General features: G+C 43.2%; 19 protein-coding genes and 1 riboswitch. Of the genes, 13 read left to right on the top strand and 6 right to left on the bottom strand.

Annotated features, from left to right (window positions below; genetic code table 11):
* Nucleotides 1–306: 306 nt before the first annotated feature.
* Nucleotides 307–918 carry a Type 1 glutamine amidotransferase-like domain-containing protein gene (locus BBH88_RS09610; protein WP_006829620.1) on the top strand — a complete coding sequence of 204 codons (612 nt, stop codon included), beginning with the start codon at nt 307–309 and terminating at the stop codon, nt 916–918.
* Nucleotides 919–1,385: 467 nt separating this feature from the next.
* A complete protein-coding gene (guaC, locus tag BBH88_RS09605; RefSeq protein ID WP_006829619.1) occupies nt 1,386–2,369 on the top strand; it encodes a GMP reductase in 984 nt (327 codons plus the stop codon).
* A gap of 16 nt (nt 2,370–2,385) precedes the next feature.
* Here the strand turns inward: guaC and BBH88_RS09600 are convergent, their stop codons facing one another.
* Nucleotides 2,386–2,943, bottom strand: a complete 558-nt coding sequence (locus tag BBH88_RS09600) for a TVP38/TMEM64 family protein (RefSeq protein ID WP_238323298.1) — start codon at nt 2,941–2,943, stop codon at nt 2,386–2,388.
* Between the two features lie 254 nt (nt 2,944–3,197).
* Between BBH88_RS09600 and BBH88_RS09595 the strand changes: the two genes are divergently transcribed.
* From BBH88_RS09595 to BBH88_RS09585, 3 genes are all read left to right on the top strand, one after another.
* The gene (locus BBH88_RS09595; RefSeq protein ID WP_006829617.1) at nt 3,198–4,268 is read left to right on the top strand and encodes a DmpA family aminopeptidase; all 1,071 of its coding nucleotides are present in this window, start codon (nt 3,198–3,200) and stop codon (nt 4,266–4,268) included.
* 435 nt (nt 4,269–4,703) lie between these two features.
* Nucleotides 4,704–5,174 (top strand): hypothetical protein, encoded by a 471-nt coding sequence (locus tag BBH88_RS09590; RefSeq protein ID WP_006829616.1) that lies wholly within the window; start codon nt 4,704–4,706, stop codon nt 5,172–5,174.
* 14 nt (nt 5,175–5,188) lie between these two features.
* On the top strand, nt 5,189–5,455 hold the full coding sequence (locus tag BBH88_RS09585; protein WP_006829615.1) for a hypothetical protein: 267 nt from the start codon (nt 5,189–5,191) through the stop codon (nt 5,453–5,455).
* A 114-nt stretch (nt 5,456–5,569) separates the two neighbouring features.
* Here BBH88_RS09585 and BBH88_RS09580 read toward each other — a convergent pair whose 3' ends face one another.
* The gene (locus tag BBH88_RS09580; protein WP_006829614.1) at nt 5,570–7,231 is read right to left on the bottom strand and encodes an ABC transporter substrate-binding protein; all 1,662 of its coding nucleotides are present in this window, start codon (nt 7,229–7,231) and stop codon (nt 5,570–5,572) included.
* A gap of 97 nt (nt 7,232–7,328) precedes the next feature.
* Between BBH88_RS09580 and BBH88_RS09575 the strand changes: the two genes are divergently transcribed.
* The 7 genes from BBH88_RS09575 (at nt 7,329) to BBH88_RS09545 (ending at nt 14,760) form a co-directional block, all read left to right on the top strand.
* Nucleotides 7,329–8,591 (top strand): MDR family MFS transporter, encoded by a 1,263-nt coding sequence (locus BBH88_RS09575; RefSeq protein ID WP_006829613.1) that lies wholly within the window; start codon nt 7,329–7,331, stop codon nt 8,589–8,591.
* 31 nt (nt 8,592–8,622) lie between these two features.
* Nucleotides 8,623–9,111, top strand: a complete 489-nt coding sequence (locus BBH88_RS09570; RefSeq protein ID WP_006829612.1) for a GNAT family N-acetyltransferase — start codon at nt 8,623–8,625, stop codon at nt 9,109–9,111.
* Between the two features lie 205 nt (nt 9,112–9,316).
* Nucleotides 9,317–10,438, top strand: coding sequence for a GGDEF domain-containing protein (locus BBH88_RS09565; protein WP_006829611.1), 1,122 nt, complete (start codon nt 9,317–9,319; stop codon nt 10,436–10,438).
* Between the two features lie 170 nt (nt 10,439–10,608).
* Nucleotides 10,609–11,394 (top strand): cytochrome c oxidase assembly protein, encoded by a 786-nt coding sequence (locus BBH88_RS09560; protein ID WP_065536881.1) that lies wholly within the window; start codon nt 10,609–10,611, stop codon nt 11,392–11,394.
* Nucleotides 11,395–11,890: 496 nt separating this feature from the next.
* Nucleotides 11,891–12,844, top strand: a complete 954-nt coding sequence (locus BBH88_RS09555; RefSeq protein WP_006829609.1) for an HNH endonuclease — start codon at nt 11,891–11,893, stop codon at nt 12,842–12,844.
* Nucleotides 12,845–12,899: 55 nt separating this feature from the next.
* Nucleotides 12,900–13,098: riboswitch (cobalamin riboswitch) on the top strand.
* Nucleotides 13,099–13,270: 172 nt separating this feature from the next.
* Nucleotides 13,271–13,816: a hypothetical protein gene (locus BBH88_RS09550; RefSeq protein ID WP_006829608.1), complete on the top strand. Its 546-nt coding sequence runs from the start codon at nt 13,271–13,273 to the stop codon at nt 13,814–13,816.
* Nucleotides 13,816–14,760, top strand: a complete 945-nt coding sequence (locus BBH88_RS09545) for an ABC transporter substrate-binding protein (RefSeq protein ID WP_006829607.1) — start codon at nt 13,816–13,818, stop codon at nt 14,758–14,760. Before BBH88_RS09550 ends, BBH88_RS09545 begins: the two co-directional genes overlap by 1 nt.
* A 69-nt stretch (nt 14,761–14,829) precedes the next feature.
* Here the strand turns inward: BBH88_RS09545 and BBH88_RS09540 are convergent, their stop codons facing one another.
* Complete coding sequence (locus BBH88_RS09540; protein ID WP_065536882.1) at nt 14,830–15,588, bottom strand: arylamine N-acetyltransferase family protein; 759 nt, start codon at nt 15,586–15,588, stop codon at nt 14,830–14,832.
* 192 nt (nt 15,589–15,780) lie between these two features.
* Here BBH88_RS09540 and BBH88_RS09535 point away from each other — a divergent pair, with 192 nt between their 5' ends.
* Complete coding sequence (locus tag BBH88_RS09535; protein WP_006829605.1) at nt 15,781–16,785, top strand: LacI family DNA-binding transcriptional regulator; 1,005 nt, start codon at nt 15,781–15,783, stop codon at nt 16,783–16,785.
* 138 nt (nt 16,786–16,923) lie between these two features.
* On the opposite strand, the gene BBH88_RS09530 is transcribed toward BBH88_RS09535, so the two are convergent.
* The 3 genes from BBH88_RS09530 to BBH88_RS09520 all read right to left on the bottom strand — a co-directional run bounded on the left by BBH88_RS09530 (nt 16,924) and on the right by BBH88_RS09520 (nt 20,429).
* A complete protein-coding gene (locus BBH88_RS09530) occupies nt 16,924–17,658 on the bottom strand; it encodes a YqcI/YcgG family protein (RefSeq protein ID WP_006829604.1) in 735 nt (244 codons plus the stop codon).
* 106 nt (nt 17,659–17,764) lie between these two features.
* On the bottom strand, nt 17,765–19,441 hold the full coding sequence (locus BBH88_RS09525; protein WP_238323297.1) for a DUF2207 domain-containing protein: 1,677 nt from the start codon (nt 19,439–19,441) through the stop codon (nt 17,765–17,767).
* A gap of 52 nt (nt 19,442–19,493) precedes the next feature.
* Nucleotides 19,494–20,429, bottom strand: coding sequence for an acetamidase/formamidase family protein (locus BBH88_RS09520; protein ID WP_040852224.1), 936 nt, complete (start codon nt 20,427–20,429; stop codon nt 19,494–19,496).
* Between the last annotated feature and the right edge of the window lie 119 nt (nt 20,430–20,548).

The raw sequence follows: 20,548 nt of genomic DNA, 5'->3' as shown, positions 1-20,548 counted from the left end.
CGCTGTAGGAAAGTGAATTCGATCATGTTGAAGAAGACCTCGTTACCCATTACGAGAAAATCAAATCTGATGAGCCGCTGGCAGGATATCGTCAATTATTGAGTGAGAGGAACGGGTGTATAATCTATACATGCTGGAAAGCCTAAAAGACAAATTGAAAAAGCAATATTCCGAAGCGTTCTAAAAAAGTGCGGAGGCATTTTTCATGTTTTGTCTTTTGTTCCAGTTCTAAAGCAGGCATGCAGAAGATATGTTTAGCCTGGCATGGCTTTGCGAAACAATATAGTAGAAAAGAGGAGACTATCCATGTGCAGAATCTTGCTGACTTCTAACGGATTTGGGACTGAACAAATAAAACAAAAGTTTTTAATGCTTTTGCCCAAACCTGCATCAGCGATTAAAGCAGTAATCATTACAACCGCATCTCCAGAGAAAGAAGCAAGCAAATCTGCGGTCAAAGCAAAACAGGATTTGATTGAAATGGGAGTTGTCCATGTTACCTTTTTTGATTTCGAATACGAAAGTCCAAAAGCTCTTGGTAGTTATGATGCCGTTTTTCTCAATGGAGGAAATCCCTTTCAACTGCTTTATTGGCTAAAGAAAAGCGGCGGCTCCGAAATCATGAACGAACTCGCTCAACAGAAAACAGTATTTGTCGGCGCCAGTGCTGGTGCAATGGTTCTTGGGGGGTCTATAGAAGTTGCAGGTTTTTTCAAACCGGAATTGAATACGTTGAAACTGGCCGATTTTAATGCTTTAGGCCTCACGGAAAAGCTGCTGTTTCCCCATTATGATCGGGAAGATTTATTTCCGGATGGGATAGGAAGAACGATAGAACAACGGATAAAAAGATTTGAATTAGACAAAAATGAAACAGTAGTAAGACTGAAAGATCATGAATATTTGTCGATAAACTAATACTAAAATCATAACTTGGAGGGTCTTAGGAATCATCCTTTATCTTACGGTGAACCAACAGGCAAGAATTAGTAGTTAAACATATACAGTAAGGTCATCCGACTACTGGAATCGAATAAGGGCTAGCTTAAAGAATCGGACAGATTGGTGCTGACAATGCCCAGCTGATTCTACAAAAGCCTATGTCGAAACCTTTTTGGGCAGAGCGGAAATTTCTACGCTCAAGAATCATTAGTTGAAACAGTCCTACATCATGAACATGATTAATGGAAAAGTTTGATCGAACCAGTGTTTGAAAACACAGTCTCAAAAGTCAGTAAAAGATCTCTTAGCTTCCTGTTAAGCGGGTGAAACAGATGGTATGAATTTTGCTCTTTGACATCTCATCTGAAATAAAGTACATTATCATATGGACGAACAATTATGAAAATATATAGATATATCATTCGTGTATAGGGGTGTAATTTATGGAAAATGTATTTGATTACGAAGATATTCAGTTGGTTCCTGCAAAAGCGGTGGTAGATAGCCGTTCAGAATGCGATACGTCGATTGAGTTTGGCGGACGGACTTTTAAATTGCCAGTCGTTCCTGCAAATATGCAGACCATTATAGATGAAAAAATTGCCGGATTTCTGGCTGAAAATAATTATTTTTATATTATGCACCGCTTTGAACCTGAAAAACGGTTGGCGTTTGCAAAAGACATGCAGCAACGCGGCCTATACGCTTCCATCAGTGTCGGCGTAAAACCGGAAGATTATGAGTTTGTGCAGCTATTGGCAGATGAAAAGATTACGCCGGAATACATTACCATCGATGTGGCTCATGGTCATTCCAATGCTGTCATCAACATGATTCAGCACATAAAGAAATTGCTTCCAGAAAGCTTTCTGATCGCTGGAAATGTCGGTACGCCGGAAGCAGTACGTGAATTGGAACACGCTGGAGCGGATGCAACGAAAGTTGGCATCGGGCCCGGAAAAGTATGCATTACCAAAATCAAGACCGGCTTTGGAACGGGCGGCTGGCAGCTGGCAGCACTTCGCTGGTGTGGAAAGGCAGCAAGTAAGCCCATCATCGCAGACGGTGGCATCCGGACACATGGCGACATTGCCAAATCGGTTCGCTTTGGTGCTTCGATGGTTATGATTGGTTCTCTTTTTGCGGGACATGAAGAATCACCTGGACAAACGATCAATCAGGACGGCAAGCTGCTAAAAGAGTATTTCGGATCAGCCTCAGAATTCCAAAAAGGTGAAAAGAAAAACGTCGAAGGCAAGAAGATGTTCGTGGAATATAAAGGAATGTTAAAGCACACCTTAGTAGAAATGGAACAGGATCTTCAATCTGCCATTTCATACGCCGGAGGAGACAAGTTGCTGGCGATCCGCAATGTGGATTATGTTATCGTTAAAAACTCCATTTTCAACGGCGACAAAGTCTATTAAACTTCGCAAAAAGCCCTCAATCAGCTGATTGAGGGCTTTTTTTTTGTTTGGCGGTTTTAATCCGTTCTAGCTGCCACAGCGCTATAGAAACAACCAAGATGATGCCAAACAAGAAGAGTTGAATGTTTACCGGTACAAATTGTACAACTCCATAAACGGCAGCCAGTTCCAGAACGACAGCTGGAATTTTGCCGATGGTGCTGGCGATCCAAAACAATTTCCCGCTTATATTCGTAAGTGCTGCACCTGCTGTAACGAAGCCGGACGGCATAAAAGGCAGCACGCGAAGAAGAATCACCAAGCTAAAAACACGTTTTGTCGATTGATGCTGAAATTTCTGCCAAAAAGGATGACGCAGCCATTTCGGATTTGCTTTTGAAAATCCAAAGCGGTATAAATAAAATCCGAGTAAAGCACCAACTATTTCACCTATAAATGTTAAAGCTGAGCCGCCATAAAGGCCGAAAGACTGAATATTGACGGCAGTCAAGACAACACTCGGAATAAATCCCACGGCTCCGACTACTAAATTGACGAAAAGGAGAAACAAAAATTCCATTGAAGCAGGTAACAATTCGATATACGACACCTCTTTTTCTATAAACTGAATTTTTATCGTAACAGCTGGAAGAGTCAAAAATTCTGCAGAGAGCAAGCATTGCTTTACTTCATCATAACAGCAACCGGGAGTTATGAAAATTCAGTTGACAGCTGAAAGAGGCTTTCGTTAAACAACACTTTAACTGTATGATGGACAGAGGGGGTTATGGTCATTCCTGCGAGATGAATCGACAGCGAGCCATAATAAAATGATTAGGGGGTGGGCATTTGCACAATCAGAAAAGAATTCGAGATTACGGTGTAGAAATCGGCAGTATGAAGCCGGGTTCGCTAAATGCCATAACAGATGTGTCAGGTGTCACAGTGGGCCATGTCACATTGAGTAATGGCAATATGCAGACCGGAGTAACGGCCATCTTGCCGCATCAAGGAAATGTATTTCACGAAAAACTGATTGCCTCAAGTCATGTTATCAATGGCTTCGGGAAAACAATGGGGACCATTCAGTTGGCAGAACTCGGTACGCTTGAAACACCAATTATTCTGACCAATACATTAAATGTCGGCACAGCAGCCAATGCTGTCATCGACTATATGCTGGAGAAAAATGCCGACATCGGCAACACAACTGGTACGGTAAATCCGGTCATCGGCGAATGCAACGATATGTTTCTGAATGATGTACGGGGCCGTTTTGTCAAAGAAGAACATGTGCGGCAAGCGCTGGACCATACCGGTGTGGAATTTGAAGAAGGTGCAGTTGGCGCGGGTAGAGGAATGCTGTGCTATTCGCTGAAAGGCGGAATCGGCTCCGCTTCGCGCGTTCTGGCGCTCGGACACGGAGAGTATACGATCGGCGTTTTGGTGCTATCGAATTTTGGGATACTGAGCGATTTGACAGTTAGCAACAAGCCAATCGGCAAAGAATTGAAGAACAACATTCTACAATCCTATCAGGAAGAAGACAAAGGCTCGGTCATGGTCATCGTGGCCACTGATCTTCCTTTATCCGAACGGCAATTGAACCGTATCCTGAAACGAGCGGTCACGGGCCTTTCCCGCACCGGCTCCATTATCACCAATGGCAGCGGAGAAATTGTACTCGGCTTTACGACGGCCAATAAAATTCCACATGTCAAACCATCGCAATGCTTAGCAATCGAAACCATCCATGAAGAAGACATGGACGAGGCATTCAGAGCCGTCGGCGAAGCGGCAGAAGAAGCGGTGTTGAATTCATTGATTACTGCCGAAGCCGTGGTCGGACGGGACGGCAATGAAAGGCCAACGTTAAAAGACTTGCTTGAAAAATTCGCTTTATCACTTAAGAATCCTTAAAGGATTCTTTTTTTTTTTTGAGAGTAAAGCAAAAAATACGTTAATTATGAAGTTTCTAAAGCGTAAAGTGAATAATTACATTCTAGAGGAAGAGCTGTTTGATGGGCGAACTTTCTAGCTATGTAAACAATCTAAGATGAATTTACTTTGAACAAAAGATATATAAAGATAGAAGGATTATCAGCAATAATACCAAAAAAATATTGTTGCTGCATTTCAAATGCAAAAAAATGATAAAATAATGTTAATCTATTTACAATTTGCATAATTCATTGTAGTCTAATAGTATTGTTGAATGTACACTATTTCAAATTATTAGTAAAAAATATAGGTTATAAGACTTTTCTTCTAAAAAGATTAGAAATATATTAATGATGCTCTTTAACATTTTTTTATTGTGTTAGCTGACAATGAATATCTGAAGGGATGAAGGAAATGATACTAGCAGACCCGATTAAAGAGATGACGATGATTCTGGAGAAAGCGTTGGATGCTGAAGTAGAAGTGATCGGCAATCTCTTTTCAGTAAAAAAGTTTCGAACTTTAGTCATTCAGTCTGATGATGCTAAATTCTCATTCGAGATGGGTTGCGATATTACATTCCAGACAATGCTACAGTCAAAAATGACAATTAATAAAGCAGAAATTCTACTGCTGCCATCAGAGCTTTCTGTATTTTTATCCGCTTTGATTAGCCAGGTGAACCCCTTGCCAAACAATTATTCACAACGTCTAGTGGTGGAACTGAGTGTTTATTGCCTATACCTGGAAACACAAGAACTTCCTGAACCCTTTGCCAAGCGTCTAGCGGCATCTCTGAAGGCGATCGATGGATTGCCTTTCCCTAGTGAACAGCCTTTCTGTTTTTCTTTGCCATGGACTTGCGCCAAAGCCAACGAACAGTAAAAGGTGGTTTTCTTATGTATAAGAAATGCTTTTCATGGATCTCGGCAGGTCTGTTGCTTTTGACCATGCTGCCGCTGACGTTGGCGGCGATTCATTGGTTTCACAAACCACTTGAACTTCTGCTTGTCTTTCATCTTCATTTTCCCTGTGTTCTAAGCGGATTAGGAGTTGTGGCGGCGCTGATCGGGGCAAAAGGCGACATAAAATTCAATCTTGTCTTATTTAACTTGCTGACATTGTGCTTATACCTGATTTTCTCAACAGGGTTACACTTCTTATAATTTATCACACTCATCAATATTAGTGGTTTGCGATTTGATGTGACCGACCAACTATTCACATTCCAATTAAGAATGGGATACAGCCTATACACATGCTGTATCCCATTTTTCTATTTAATCCCTTTTGACCGGACGCACCCAGAGCTTTGAAAAGTCGACATAGCCAAAATGGCTGATAGAAATATTCATCAAGTCCACTGAAAAAGGAATTTGCCGTTTTTCGTAGTACAAGGGAAGCATGATGGACGATTCGATTAATTCCCGCTCGATTTTCAGGTTCAACGCTGTCCAATTTTCAAAAGGCGCAGTTGCGTATTGCTGCATATAGTTGCCGAACTTTGGCTGGGATTTCATAATGGTGGCTAGTGGCGAATAGCCATTGGATAGAAAGTAAAAAAACGAGAAATTCTGATTCATTTCAAACACTTCTCCGTGAACAAACAAATCGGCTGTTTGGTCTTCTTTTGTATCCATCATCTTGTCCCGGAAAGACAACCACTGGATTTCAACAGGAATGCCTTCACTTTCAAGCGCTCCTTTCAGCCAACGAGTGGCTCCATTCGTGTAATTGGCTGCCTTGATGATCAGAGGCTGTTCCAGATGAGGTTTCTTGGGCGCAGGCAGCGAATACGGTTGTTCCTGGCCAATCAGGCAGCTCTGGTGATTCGCCATCGCTCGCGGATGAAACAGGCCAATTTTATGACGATGTTTGGCGATCGCATAATGGACATAATCACGCACTTCTTGTCGGTTGATGGGGGAATCCCGAAATGCATTCAAAACGACGACGCCAAACCCCGAATCGCTTTCCACTTGAAATGTCTCTTCCGTTTTATCATTCGCTGAAGTACGGTAAGCAAAGTCAAAATCTTCAGGCACTTGGATAAACTCTACAGTATCGAGCAATGGCCGTTCTTTAAAATAATCCCCAAATGCAGTCAACGTGGTTTTCAGTTCGTGATTTTCTTCGACAAAAAAGCTGCCAGAACCGATTGGTTGCACAGCCGTTTCTTTGTAAATGCTGGCATTTATCATGCCAAGCATCTGTAGGCAATAGCTGCAGCCGCCGGGAAAAGAAATCTCCAAAATATGTGGTGAAATCGTCTTGATGGTGGTGATCGGCTTCCACAAATCCACATAGGAAGCATGCGTTCGCAACCGGCCCAGGCATTCCACTACGTCTTCTACAGTCAGAAACGAACCATTGTGGAAGTGGACTTCTTTTCGTAGATAAAGGCGGAGGCTAGTTGAGGTCAAATCCCAGCTATGTGCTAGTTCCGGAGAAACGTCGCCTTGCTCATTGACTGAAACCAAACGGCTATAGACAGCAGCGACCATATTGACACTATGAACATCTGCAGCGTAGAGTGGATGGAGCGTCAGTAACGGATATTTCCTGGGGATGATTAGCTTGTCGTTGTCGCTTTTACTGTTTTGAACGTAGCCGAAATTTGAACGAAATTTATGCATCAAACGCTGTTTAAGTTCGGGTGACCAGTCGAATAGAAGATATTTGCTGGCAGCTTCGACAGTCTGTTCTTCAATCAATTTCACAAGTTGCTGTTCGTATATATCTTCTACATTTTTATGCCACTCTAAATGGGAAGTGTTTCCTCTGCCGCGTCCTGAAGTAAAAGTGAACCAGCCTTCGTCGGACCATTTGCGCAGAAGGCGCGTCGTCTGCTTGCTGCTTAAGCCGAGCAAGTCAGCCACCTGAGTTTGCTTGATGTTGCCGGATGGGACAGTCTGCCATAAAGCCAAAAGAGTTTTTTCCATGATGCCTCCTTTTAAAAGTGGACATGATTTTAAAAATTGTCTATTTTTAGTATCTTTCGTCTAGTTTAATATACATAAGACGAAGGAGGCTGACAAGATGAAATGGACAGACTATCCACAAAATATTAAAGTACGTTTAATTACTTCTTTTTTTAACCGGGCTGTTACTTCAGCTGTCATGCCGTTCATGGCCTTGTTTTTCGCACAGGAAATGAGTAAGGTTTGGGCAGGTTCCTTTCTGATTATCACGGTGTTTATCGGTTTTTTTGTCAATTTGATCGGTGGTTATATCTCCGATCGTTTTTCGAGAAAAAAAGTACTGGTGTTGACTTCTTCACTTAGCGCTGTCATGTTCCTGCTGATGGCACTCAGTCTGTTGCCGAGTGACAAATGGATCGGCTTGTTTGCACTAGCGTATGTAATTTTTATCATTACCAGTAGCTTAGGCAGGCCGGCGATGCATGCTATTATTATCGATTCAACGACTCCTGAAAACCGCAAAGCAATTTATGCCATCGATTACTGGATGGTCAATCTGTCAATGGCGATCGGCGCTGCACTGGGCGGCTTACTGTATCTCAATCATCAGATCGAACTGTTCGTTCTCTTGACTGTGACATCTGCCAGCCTGCCGATTGCCTACCAGATTTGGCTGACAGACGAACGCGTCCAGAGTTTGAAAAAACAGCATAACAATGTCCTGATCGATTTGCTGCAAAATTACAAAGTCGCATTTCAAGATCGCCCTTTTGTTAAAGTGGTGATCGGCTCCATGTTCATCTTTTCGGCTGAGTTTTCATTAAACAGCTATATCGGCGTCCGGCTTGCTGAAAGTTTTGAGACGTTCGCCATCGCAGATTTTAACGTCGCAGGAGTTCACATGTTGAGTTTGTTGAATATCCAAAACATGCTGCTAGTCGTCTGCTTGACTTTCATGATCAATAAATTTACGGACCGTTTTTCCAAACAGCACGTCCTGTTGACCGGGCTATTGCTTTACAGCGTCGGCTATATTACCATTACCTCTGCGAACAGCTGGTACTTATTGATCTTGTTCAACTTGATCGGCACCATCGGCGAATTGATTTATTCACCGGTCCGCAATGCAGAAATGGCGAATATGATTCCGGAAGACAAGCGGGGCTCTTATTCTGCTTTCTCAAATTTTTCTTTTAGCGGAGCAGATTTGCTGGCTCGTTCAACCATTATCTTGGGTGCCTTTCTGATTCCGACTATGATGTCCGTCTATATGGGCGTGTTGTTGATGATTGGTACGCTGCTGGTCTACACGGGATTGTTTGTTAGCAAAGCTAAGAACGATCAATTGACTAAGCGGGAAATTGTCCAAAAAATAGGATGAATAAAATACAATAAATGCCAGGAGGAAAATCATGAAGATTAGACAAGCGGTTCCAGCCGATGCCCAGCAATTAGCAGATTTAATGAAGCGTGTGGAAAAATCAGGTTTTATGCTGTTTGAGCCGGGAGAGCGAAAAACCACGTCCGAGCAGCTACAGAAACGGCTATTTTCCATGGACCATAAATCGATCGTTTTAGTAGCAGATGAAAAGATTGAGTTGAAAGGCTATTTGTTTGCAATGAATGAAGGCGTCAAACGCAAACAGCATTGCGTTCATGTAGCGATAGGTGTGCAGCAAGGAGAGCGGGGTAAAGGAATAGGGACACAACTGTTTCTGGCCTTGGAACAATGGGCAAAAGATTTGGAACTTCATCGCATTGAACTGACTGTACTAGAGCATAACCAATCCGCGATTGCTTTGTATAAAAAAATGGGGTTCGCAGTGGAAGGGCTAAAGCGAGATTCGCTACTGATAGACAGCAAGTATGTCAACGAGTTGTACATGTCGAAACTGCTATAATGTTTTAACTCTATTAAAGCTCTTCAACCAGTCTGGAAAGATAGCTGGTGGAGAGCTTTTTTTGTTCAAAGGAAAATACTCGTTGGAAATAACTAATTACTGTTGCATTCTATACATAAATTTGGCTAATATTGTAGTTTATCTGTATTTCGAGATGTAAAAAATGTAAACTGTTAAAGGAAAGCTTTTATTAGGAGATGCATCAATGAATTCATTACTTTTTTTCTTTCTTGAGAATATGGCATTAATCATTGCTTTATTGTATTTAGCTTTAAAGGTAAAAGAAGTGCTATTTCCTGATTTGACTGAATCGAAAATGTTAGTGGCATTGAGTGTATTATTTGTTAGTTTTATGACTTTTTCGGTGATGTACAATCCGTTTTTCTATAATGGCATGAGATTGGATCTGCGGGAAGTTCCGCTTTATTTCATTTCCTTTGTCGGTGGATGGAAGGTCGGGGTCCTGTCTGCGATTTTCCCTTCCTTCTACCGTTTTTCTTTTGGAGGACCCACTGTAATTGAAGGGATTCTACAGACGATAATATTCCCGGTCATTCTGGGCAGTCTGTTCCGGGACAAAAAAACAGCTAACAAATTTTTTACTTTACTAGATGTCAAAAGGATGATGGTTGGTTGGTTGATTTTCGAACTTTTGAAATCAGTATGGATGTTGACTACAACACCCGCCACATTGTTCATCACTATTACGATGGCTGTTTTCGCAGGAATTGCTGTTCTGTCAATGGGCTTGATCGCCAATGGAGAAAATCATCACATTCTCCTCCGGAAAGAACTGGAGTCTTTTTCGAATCAGGATCCTTTGACGCAATTGCCCAATATGCGCTATTTTAGGAACAAAGTTCAGACCTTGGTCGCGCAACACGTCCCAGTATCCATCGTCATGCTAGATGTAGATTACTTCAAATCTTATAATGATCACCACGGGCATCAAAAAGGAGATGTTGTGCTGCGGTCGATTGGTCAATTAATGCAAGACAATACGCGCAATAAAGATTATGTGGCGCGGTACGGTGGTGAAGAATTCATCTTCTGTATTACCGATCCGTCTGACAACTCTGAAGCAATGGCAATTGCTGAAAAAGTGCGTATTGGAATCGAACAACATCATTTTGACGGCGAAGAGCTCCAGCCTGAAGGTAAGCTGACGGTATCGATGGGGGTCAGCCTGGATTCCTACCATAAATCTCTTGATCAGTTGATTGATGAAGCAGACCAAGCTTTATACCAATCCAAACGGAGCGGTAGAAATCAAGTATCAGCTTTTGCTGCAACAGAGGATAGGGAAGTTCTCAAAGCGCAAGCTTGAAAAACCAACTAAAGCAAGACAGCCGCTTTTTCAGTAAAGTGGCTGTCTTTTCTTATTGAAATCGACTGCTCGTACATAGCATGCAGCCAATTCGGGTAGAGTAGATAAAGAGAAAGTTAAATCAGAGTGAAATGGACCGAGATAATGGAACGAAGGATAGGGGATGTCGAATGGAGCATAATTTGCAACCAGGAATAGCAAGTCTGGAGGCAGCGGTTGTCGTTTTGCTTTTCACGGCATTTCTGCTGTATCCACTGGCTGCTGTATTGACGAGTCTGCGGTATAAAGCGTGGCCTCTGTACCGCATTTTTTTATGGAGTTTTGGAATTTTTACCATTGCCATTACCTTTACAGGGCCCTTAGCAGATTTTGCACAGGCCCATTTTGTTGGTCATATGTGGACGCATTTGCTGCTCGGTATGCTGGCACCTTTATTGCTGTTGCTAGCGATGCCCATGACTTTACTGTTGAGGTCGCTACCTGTCCGAGTGGCGAGAAACGTGTCGTTCATTTTAAAAAGTCGGCCCTTCATGCTATTGAGCAATCCGGCTGTTGCTTTGGTTCTCAATACTGGTGGCTTGTACATTCTGTATCTATCCAACTTGTTCGGATGGATGCATCAGTCATTGATTGTTTATGCCATTGTCCATCTCCATGTCTTTTTAGCTGGCTACCTGTTTACCGCTTCCATTATTTATATCGATGTGACAGCACATCGCCTAAGCTACCTGTTTCGTTCGATTGTTCTTATTCTGTCTTTGGCAGCACACAAAATCCTGTCGAAAATTATTTACGCCAATCCTCCTGCAAATGTTCCACGGGCACAGGCGGAAGCGGGGGGCATGGTCATGTATTATGGTGGCGACTTTATCGAGCTGGCCATTATCGTCATCCTTTGCTATCAATGGTATAAAGCTACCACTCCTCGGAAGACAGCTTCGATTGGAGAGATATAAAGAAAAGGTTAGGATTGGGAATAGAGTTATGGATTATTGCGGTGTTAAACGGGCACTTTCGCTTTTCAATGTCCAGGCTTCAGCGCCCAGCTCTTTGGGTCATAAGAGCTACACGGGCACTTCCGCTTTTCGTTGTCCAGGCTCCAGCAGCCAGATTCTAGGGTCATAAGCCACGCCGGCTGTGCGGCTGAAGAACGACGCTTCGCCGGCGCGTCTTATGCCCGTCGAATCTAAACGGCTGCTTCCGCTTTTCGTTGTCTAGGCTTCAGCAGCCAGCCCCTCGAGTCGCTTAAGCCTTACCAGCGATGGTAAAAAACACCATCACCGGTAAGGCTTCCAGCGCTTGTCGGGTCTAAACGGCTGCTTTCGCTTTTCGTTAACCCGGCAAATGCTTTTGATTTGGGTTAAACTAGAGATAAGCGTTTAGATTCGAATAATCTGTTTTACTACATAGAATTGAATGGATTTGAGCATCAACATCATTAGGAGGATATTCATGAATAGTTTTATTGTTATGCAAGGGGAGACCTATCAGGGAGAACAGAGTGCCGGGGTTCTTTGGACGCCACAGATCGACAAGTCAGGCATGGTGCCGCATTCTTGGTACCGGATGCAGGAGTTGAAGAAAGGCGATATCGTATTTCATTATGTAAAAGGATTTTTGGTAGCAATCAGCCATGTACGAGAAGATTGCAGAAATGGGACAAAACCAAAAAATACGGATGAGCAGCAGGACGGTACTGAAGATGCATTTATCGCACGGGCCGTTTATCGCGAATTGGAAAACCCGTTATCGGTCAAGGAGTTTTTCCGGGAAATTGAGCCTTTGTTGCCAGTAAAATACGCGGCATTTCAAGAAGATGCTAGTGGAAATTCAGGCTATTTATATCCGTGCAATGAAGAACTGGCGATGAAGTTTTTAGAACTGATCAGTTCGTTAAATATTTTTACTTTGGAAGTAGAACAGCTAGAATTATCAATGGAAGTCGTCAAAAAAACTGAGCATGACCCATTACTCAGCTTGATTGCTGAAGCAGAATTGGAAATTAAAACGAAAATGCGTAGAGGAAAAGAACAATTTAGGGAAAGCTTATTGCCGCTTTGGAATGGCGAATGTCCACTTTGTGGAATTGCCATTGTCGATGTGTTGAAAGCGACTCACGCGAAGCCTTGGAAAGACAGCTCAGCTGAAGATCGGCTAGATCCTTTTAATGGCGTCTTACTTTGTGCCAACCATTCCGCTTTATATTCAGCCGGGTTCATCGCTTTTACCGGGGGAGGACGTCTCCATGTCTCGAGTCAAATTCCAGAAGAGGATTACTCGATCTACCGATTGAAAAAAGGTGTGAAAATACCCGTATCACCAGAGCATGCTCCTTATTTACGTTGGCATAAACGAATCGTTTTTGCTGAACCAAGAAAAGTGAAACTGCTGACAAATCAAGAATAATCGTTTTTTAAGTACGTCTTTTCTCGTAAAGAATATGCTACACTTGGATTAAGTGAATAATCATGCAGAAAAAAGGTGCTGATTTGTCAGCATAACAGGGAACCCGGTTAAATTCCGGTGCTGTTTCCGCAACTGTAAGTGCGTATGAAATAAGAAAATGCCACTGTCTAGATGATTTAAATCATCTAGACGGGAAGGTTCTTAGAGTAAATCGATGCACAAGCCAGGAGACCTACCTTTTTTTGAACGTATTTTTACTCTTCGGAAGATAAGGGAATCATACGGCAAAATGTCTATTTTTGACTACTGAAGTATGTCTCTGAATAGCTATGCCGCCGCCCTTTTTTGAGGGCGGCTTTTTGTTGTTTTACGAGAGCGTTCAATGCAGTGATTTTCACCAAACCAAACCAGAGTGAGGTGAAATTGATGAAAAAAGACATGCGTTATCTTTGCTATCCATTTATGCGGGAATCCGCAGCCACTGTGGATTTTGAAATTAGGACTGATTCGTTAACCACCCGAATCGGAGAAGCCTTGTCATTGACCCAAGATGTAGAAGCTGTACAACGAGATCTGCGGATTCTACAACCTATGGCTTATCATTTAAACGGCTCTGTTCGCGGTAAAATAGCCGTTCATGAGGAAGATCTGATCGAGCTAAGTGACATGTATGATTATTATGTAAACTTCACAAGGGACAAAATCGGCAATTTTGTTTTGCCGCAAGGAACTCAAGCTGCCTGTGTGTTACACGTATGCCGCAGCGAGGCAAAAAAATCAGTACGTGCCTTACATAAAGTGAGTTTGGAACGTGAAGTGCCTGAAATCCTCTTTGATTATGCCAATCTTTTAGCGAATGTCCTATTTACGATGGCTGTTTATGTCAATCAGCATCATGACGTGCAAGAAATCCCGTTTGTCAGCAAATCTTATCCAACAAAACCCAAAAAGAAAGAAGTGGCTAACAACTAATGAAAACAACCCTATTCAAGTACGTATCCATCGGAGCAGTGGCTTTAGCTCTAGGAGCATGCCAATCCAATACTACTGAAACAGAATCTCCTGAAATAGCAACTGAATCCGAAGAGCAGTCAAGTTATTCAGTAACTGATGACTTGGACAAGGAACTGACATTTGAAGAAGTTCCAGCAACTGTCGTGTCGTTAATCCCAAGCAATACCGAAATTCTTTATGAAATTGGAGCAGGAAATCAAATTGTCGGCGTGACAGATTATGACAATTACCCGGCTGAAGCATCTGAAGTGGAGCGTGTTTCCGATTCCGTGGCGTTTAACGCAGAACGCATCATTGAAATGGAGCCTGATGTTGTCATCGGCTATTCTACAGGGGCACCAACTGGCTATGAGGATTTAGAAGCAGCAGGAATCCAAGTGTTTGTCATTGAGTCAGCCCAATCCTTTGAGGATGTATATGGGGACATCGAACAAATTTCCACTGTCATGGGACTTGAAGATAAGGGCGAGGAACTGATTGGCTCTATCCAACAGCAAATTGAAGGCGTTGAGGAAAAACTGGCTTCAGTAGAAGAAAAAAAACAGCTCTATTTCGAAATTAGTCCTTCGCCGGAAATCTATACTGCCGGCCAAAAAACTTTCCAGCAGGAGATATTAAACCATGCTAATGTAGAAAATTTGTTTGGTGATCTTGAAGGGTGGCCGCAGATTTCTGAAGAAGAAGTTATCGATCGGAATCCAAAAATCATTGCCACAACAGTTTCTTATGTAGAAAATCCTATTGACGACATCAAAGCTCGTGAAGGCTGGAACGACATCGAAGCCATTCAGAACGATCAGGTCTATTTCCTGGATTCAGACATTACTTCACGCCCGGGACCGAGAATTGGAGATGCCGTTAAATTAGTAGCTGAAACTGTGTACCCGGAAGCATTTGAATAAAATCGGCAAAAATCCCCGCTGTAAAAAGCGGGGATTCTCTATGTCAATAAGTATTCTTTGTTAGAGTACTTATTTTCCGAGGGCATCCCAGTCAATGCCAAATTCTTCTTTCAATACACGTTTTTTATCGGCTGAAGAGAGTTCGATTTTTTCTTTATTGCCATTTTCTGAACGTGTCAACTGATGGCCAGATAACGTGATACGGCCATCCGCAGTTGTCCGCGTGATTAGATCATCATGGGTGAATGGAGAATTTTTTGAAACCTGATTGAAAACACAGCCTTCATGAAAATCAGCCAACTGTTTTTCTGTTGTTGCGAACCTGTAAAGCAGCTTTTCAGTGTCGTCTTTTTCTCTGATCAGATCGTAAAAAAGTTCATCCGCTTTTTCGACACGGTATGTACCGCTGTGATCGGTATGACGTTCACCGCCAATTGGAATTGGACTGATGGTGGAATCACCAAATCCGGCGTCGACAAGATAGAGAGTATCAAGCTTTACCAGGATTGCAGCGTGTGTATCGGCTTTTGACCAAGTGCCATCAGGTTTTTGGACAGTGGCAGAAATCAGTTTTGCATCAAAATTCAGTTGCTTCAGCAACCAGTGGAACAAGCCATTCAACTCATAGCAATAGCCGCCGCGGTGATGGTTAACGATTTTGTCATAAATATTTTCGATATTCAAATAAATCGGCGTCTTGCGGATGACATCTAAATTTTCAAAAGGGATATTCTGCATATGCAAAGATTGGAGCTCAGCCAAATTCTGCAAGAAATTCTCCTGAATAAGGGCAGCGTTGAATCGTTCAAGGTATTTTTCTTTATTCATGAATTTTATTCATCCCCTTCTTCTTGATGTTTGAATAATTATTAACTATTCAAATGTAGTTTATGGTACGATTTTTATTTTTTACATGTGTAGATTACGCATTGGCGTGGTATAATGAATAAGTAAATAAAATTGTAATGACTCGGAAAATGAATGGTTGGGTAAGGTGGACAAATAAAAGAAAGCAGGGTGATGAATTTGGTATCAACTACTGATGTAGCAAAGCGTGCAGGTGTTTCACAGACAACTGTTTCACGTGTACTGAACAAACCGGATCAAGTGAAAAAAGATACGTATGACAAAGTGATGGCTGCCGTCAATGAATTGAACTATTCGGCAACAGGTACTGAAGATACGGTGCCTGTAGCCAGAACCATCAAAACAATCAGCCTGATCGCAGGACCTTTGGATGATCCAATCTTCATTGGTTCTGCTCCTTCGATTATAAGCCTTGCAAAACAACAAGGCTACCAAGTCAACGTTCATTTTGTTACGAAAGAAAATGAACTTGAAACCTATGACACTGTGCTTTCAAGTAAAGCAGATGGTTTAATTTTGACGTCGGTTCAACTTAATGAGGCGGTTTATGAAAGGATGCTTCAGTCAAAAATTCCTTTCATCCTACTCAATTCAAGCTATCCCGGCAGCCAGCACTCAATTGGGCTAAATAATGTGGAGGCTGGCTATGTTGCAGCAAGCCATCTGCTCGGCAGCAATCATCAGGAAATCGCCTGGGTCGGCGGACCGTTAAATAACCCCACTTACAAAGAGCGCTTCCAGGGATTTATCCATGCACTTCAGGAAGTTAAAAGTAAAATACGTAAAAAGCGGCTGGTAATTGCTGATACAGATAAAGCTTCTCTGTTGAACGTGTTCGAGGACCTTCAGGTTTTAAAGAAAAAACCGACCGGTATTGTAGCTGCTACAGACGAAATCGCCATCCAGCTGATGGATTTCTACCAAGAAGCAGGCTATCAAATTCCTGAAGACGTCAGCATCATCGGCATTGGTAACACAGAAATGGGACAGCATTCAGCCTTGAGCTTAACTTCTGTCGGCACGGCGGACAGCCTTGCCAATCTCGGGATAGAAGCCATAACAAGGCTGTTGGATATTTTGACACTCGATCAAGACGAAGCATTCAATGTGAGCAGGGAAGTTCTTCTGTATGAGCGGAAAACGACTGCATCTCTTTAACAAATCCCAAAAACCTAAAGGCTACATTATAGTCTTACCCTAGTATAGAGTATCTGTAAACCGAAAAAAGAGCTGTGCCGGAATTGCTTCCGGTACGGCTCTTTTTCAGTTAGTTAGAAAATAGTGAAGTATCGCCTATTATTTCATTTCTTTATGGGTAAATGGGCATTTTCCTTGAATCGGCTCGCTATCGTCTCCGATAAAAAATTGTTTCCATTCGTTGTGTTCCGGATCGCCAAAGTGACTGATGTCGGGATGTGTCGGCAGATGGTCCCATGCTTCCACACGTTGGCGGACTTTGTCGCGAGACATGACACCGCCTTTTTCGGTTCCTTTCAATCCCTCAAAGATGCGGCGGGGCTGGAAACCCAACACCATGGCGTTGCCAAGGTCACGTGTTTTCCGCTGCTTGTAGGCTGGTGTGTTACCAAAGATGAAGATCGGCTCGCCCTGAAAAGTAAAGTCCCATAAATAATGACCGGGATCGCGTGGGGCGTCTTTTGGCCATTCCATTTTATCCTCGTCATGCAAATATTGAAGAATGTCCCAAAATTGCTGGCGATAGGTCTCTAGTGAGCCTTCTTCCTTGACAGGTTCTACAAAAACGAATAATCCGTGGCGTTTATGCTTCGGGTCATTAAATAGTGTCAGAAACGATTCGACCGCGACGGGCAAATTGCTCCAGTCCTCCTGGGTGATATAGGTGTAGCGCAATTCTCCCTTTAACTCGCCACTCATTCCGAAATAGCAAGGGAAGGTCGTATCGGTTACAGTTTCGTGAAAAGTCTTGTATTCACCCAAAAGCCATTCCGGCAAATCGGTCCGTACTAAAAAATCCTCTTTTGTTAATAAAGGTGAGTTAGTTGTAATCATTAATCGTTCCTCCATATGAATAAAATAACGTCTTCTTTGTAGTTCCCTAAGAAATGCTGAGCAAAACAAAAACGGCTGAAATTTTTTCAGCCGTTTTGCGTATTGTTTAAAAAGCACCAGAGCCGCCGCCACCACCACCGACACCGCCGCCGGCAGACATAGAGCCTGTTCCGCTAGCCGAAGCACTGCTACTGGAATTGGCAGCAATGAAAAGTCCCGTCAGCAGGACTGGATTGTAAAACACGCCAAAGTCTGCAAATGCTGATTCACTGTAGGCATTGGTGAAACTTTGCGTTTTTAGATTTGCCGATTTTTCATCGTCTCCTAGAACGTAGGCAAAGGCACGCATTTTTTCGTCCGATGTTAATTGGGTCCATTCCGCTCCGTCTAGGTTTTCCATGGCCACGCGCAATTGTTTCCATTCTTCCCGGATTACATGGCCCTCGTAAGTGATGGGGGAGTAGAAGCAGAAAGCAATAAACAAAATACCGACTACGATAGAGAAAAACATCAACGCAAACAAGTTTAAGAGACCGAAAAAGACAGCGACTGCAAATAACGCCAGTCCAATGGATCCGACTGTCCAGCGAAACAGGGGATGTTTTTCATATAACTTGTGCTGTTTCACTTCTTCTGCGACACTTTGTTGCCATTCGCTGATGGATTCGTTGTAGGACGCATGGTTCAGTTCATTTTTTGTATAACTTTCAAGGTCTTTTGTTTCAAAAAACTCGCCGTCACCGACCTTGTCGAAAAGCAAATCGATTAACACCGCTTCATGTGCAAATTCAGTGTTGCGGTCAATCAACCGAAAGTGTTCTTCTGAAAGCTGTTCGACATTCTTTTTGCGCACCAGTTCCATCAAGGCGGCAGCCGTTGTGGCAGGGGTCAAAACGGAAGACTTGGTGAAATACAAAGTTGCCGGAATGCTCATCTTTTGCTTAGGGACGAAAAAGGCATCAGTAGCAGGTTGTGCCTGCTGTTTAATCTTCCGTGCACGATTCCAGGCCCAAGCGGTCAGTGCCAACAAGAGTGCACCGGCAGCAGGTATCAGCCCATTGCCGATAGAACTACCGGTGTCTTGTCTTGCCGCAAAAATGGCGGCTTCGTTTTCCAGCCGCTCTTTTTCAACAGCCAACTCCTCGCGGATAATGCCGTCCTGTTGAGGCAGGGCGGGGAACAATTCGGCATCAAAAATGACGCGAATATCTCCGTTGGTGCCTGCTGGTACCATACCCATTTCGAACAGGACCGCTCCGTCGTTTTGCAAGCTGTCTGTTTGGTAGGCTGCGTCATAGCCGACAAAATCTGTCTCTTCTGACGGAGCGGGAGGGCTGACCGCAATCGTCAGTTGTTCATATTCACTGTCGTTACGGTCATCAAAAAATGGCCAATAAAACTCAGCACCATCTTCGAATTTTTCGATGGATTTCTGGATTTCATAGCGCAATTCAATTGTCACGGTTTCATCTTCACCTTCACGGAAAACTTTGTATAGATCGCCATCACGCTCGACCTCCAATGCCGTGCCGTTTTCATAACCGTTAAAATTTTGAATCGAAGTTCCATCTTTTGGAGCTATTTCCCGTGTGATGCCGTTAAAATCGCCATCAAACTCGTACGTGTGGTTCTCGACTACTTGCACCGTACCATCTGCATTTACCTGCGCGTCGATTGTCACTTCGGGAATCGTATAATCGACGGCCAAAGCTTGGATGGGGAACAAAGCAACAACGAGCAACACCATAAAAATTATGAAAGATCTTTTCTTCTGCACTTTCATCACCTCTTTCTTTATGTACGGAAACGGCAAGCAAAAGTTTCAGAAATATCTTTTATCGAATCACTGCATGAGGCAAAATCGCATGGACGCCTTTAACATTATTGACGACTTGAGTGATGTGCAGATCGACTGCCACACTCGATAAGGCTGTTGCTTCAGTCCGGGAAATGCCATACAATTGCTCCATGAAAGAGACCATATCAGAAAGTGCGACGGATGCCGCTTCGTTGAGGTCCTCAGCGAATCCAAAAGTGATCCATCCGGCTGGCGTATTAGCACGCGGCATGGAAAGTGTCATATCTTCATGGAGGGTTAGCGTAATATCGGCCAAATCCATTGGGCATTCAATTGCCGTACCAGAACTTTCACCATCTCCTTGAAGTGCGTGGCCATCGCCCAATGAAAACAGCGCACCATCTACTGAAATAGGCAGAAACAGGCTGCTGCCTGGCACCAATTCCTTGCAGTCGATATTGCCGCCAAAATAGCCAGGAGGCTTTGTCGGAAAGCTACCGGCTTCGGCAGGTGCTACGCCCATTAAGCCGAGAAAAGGAGACAAGCCGACTTTGAATTCCTGACCGCTCAGTTCACAACTGCCGGTCATTCTTTCTGCATCTAGCTTCCAATCCACTTGTAGTCGTTCGCTATCGACAATGCCCAGTTTTTCATTTTGCCAGGCGTGTATTCCGCCAGCCCAGTTGCGCCCATACCAGCCGGGTATCAGCTTGTTGGTGCGAACTTCTAGCACCATGCCGGGTTTAGCGCCTGCGATTGCAATCGGGCCGATAATAGGATGGGCAAGTTTTTCTTCGTTTTCGCGTGATGTAAAGATCGTCCGTTCGTCGGTTTGGGATGCCGAATAACCCCATTGGATGTCGAGTGTTTTCAACTGAATAGTGTCTCCTGAAGCGACGGTCAGAATCGGCTTGTATTCCCGGTTAAAGGAAGAATGAAGCTGACTTGAATTGAGTGGTATAGAATGGATCACAAAAATGCCCCTTTCAACTGAATAGATTTTCATTTAGTTTCTTGATTATACCAATTAACTTGCTTAAAAGACTGAAAAATGAATTGTGGCAAGACCAGAAGAAAAGTGTCGGGATCCAA

Source organism: Planococcus antarcticus DSM 14505 (assembly GCF_001687565.2).
Classification (GTDB): Bacteria; Bacillota; Bacilli; order Bacillales_A; family Planococcaceae; genus Planococcus; species Planococcus antarcticus.
The sequence above is the reverse complement of the archived record's forward strand: the minus strand, read 5'-3'. Positions and strand labels throughout refer to the sequence as shown.

Coding starts and splice junctions, on each gene's coding strand:
- BBH88_RS09610 (WP_006829620.1), top strand. CDS start 307: ATGTGCAGAATCTTGCTGACTTCTAACGGATTTGGGACTGAACAAATA.
- guaC (WP_006829619.1), top strand. CDS start 1,386: ATGGAAAATGTATTTGATTACGAAGATATTCAGTTGGTTCCTGCAAAA.
- BBH88_RS09590 (WP_006829616.1), top strand. CDS start 4,704: ATGATACTAGCAGACCCGATTAAAGAGATGACGATGATTCTGGAGAAA.
- BBH88_RS09585 (WP_006829615.1), top strand. CDS start 5,189: ATGTATAAGAAATGCTTTTCATGGATCTCGGCAGGTCTGTTGCTTTTG.
- BBH88_RS09580 (WP_006829614.1), bottom strand. CDS start 7,231: ATGGAAAAAACTCTTTTGGCTTTATGGCAGACTGTCCCATCCGGCAAC.
- BBH88_RS09575 (WP_006829613.1), top strand. CDS start 7,329: ATGAAATGGACAGACTATCCACAAAATATTAAAGTACGTTTAATTACT.
- BBH88_RS09570 (WP_006829612.1), top strand. CDS start 8,623: ATGAAGATTAGACAAGCGGTTCCAGCCGATGCCCAGCAATTAGCAGAT.
- BBH88_RS09565 (WP_006829611.1), top strand. CDS start 9,317: ATGAATTCATTACTTTTTTTCTTTCTTGAGAATATGGCATTAATCATT.
- BBH88_RS09560 (WP_065536881.1), top strand. CDS start 10,609: ATGGAGCATAATTTGCAACCAGGAATAGCAAGTCTGGAGGCAGCGGTT.
- BBH88_RS09555 (WP_006829609.1), top strand. CDS start 11,891: ATGAATAGTTTTATTGTTATGCAAGGGGAGACCTATCAGGGAGAACAG.
- BBH88_RS09550 (WP_006829608.1), top strand. CDS start 13,271: ATGAAAAAAGACATGCGTTATCTTTGCTATCCATTTATGCGGGAATCC.
- BBH88_RS09545 (WP_006829607.1), top strand. CDS start 13,816: ATGAAAACAACCCTATTCAAGTACGTATCCATCGGAGCAGTGGCTTTA.
- BBH88_RS09540 (WP_065536882.1), bottom strand. CDS start 15,588: ATGAATAAAGAAAAATACCTTGAACGATTCAACGCTGCCCTTATTCAG.
- BBH88_RS09535 (WP_006829605.1), top strand. CDS start 15,781: ATGAATTTGGTATCAACTACTGATGTAGCAAAGCGTGCAGGTGTTTCA.
- BBH88_RS09530 (WP_006829604.1), bottom strand. CDS start 17,658: ATGATTACAACTAACTCACCTTTATTAACAAAAGAGGATTTTTTAGTA.
- BBH88_RS09525 (WP_238323297.1), bottom strand. CDS start 19,441: ATGAAAGTGCAGAAGAAAAGATCTTTCATAATTTTTATGGTGTTGCTC.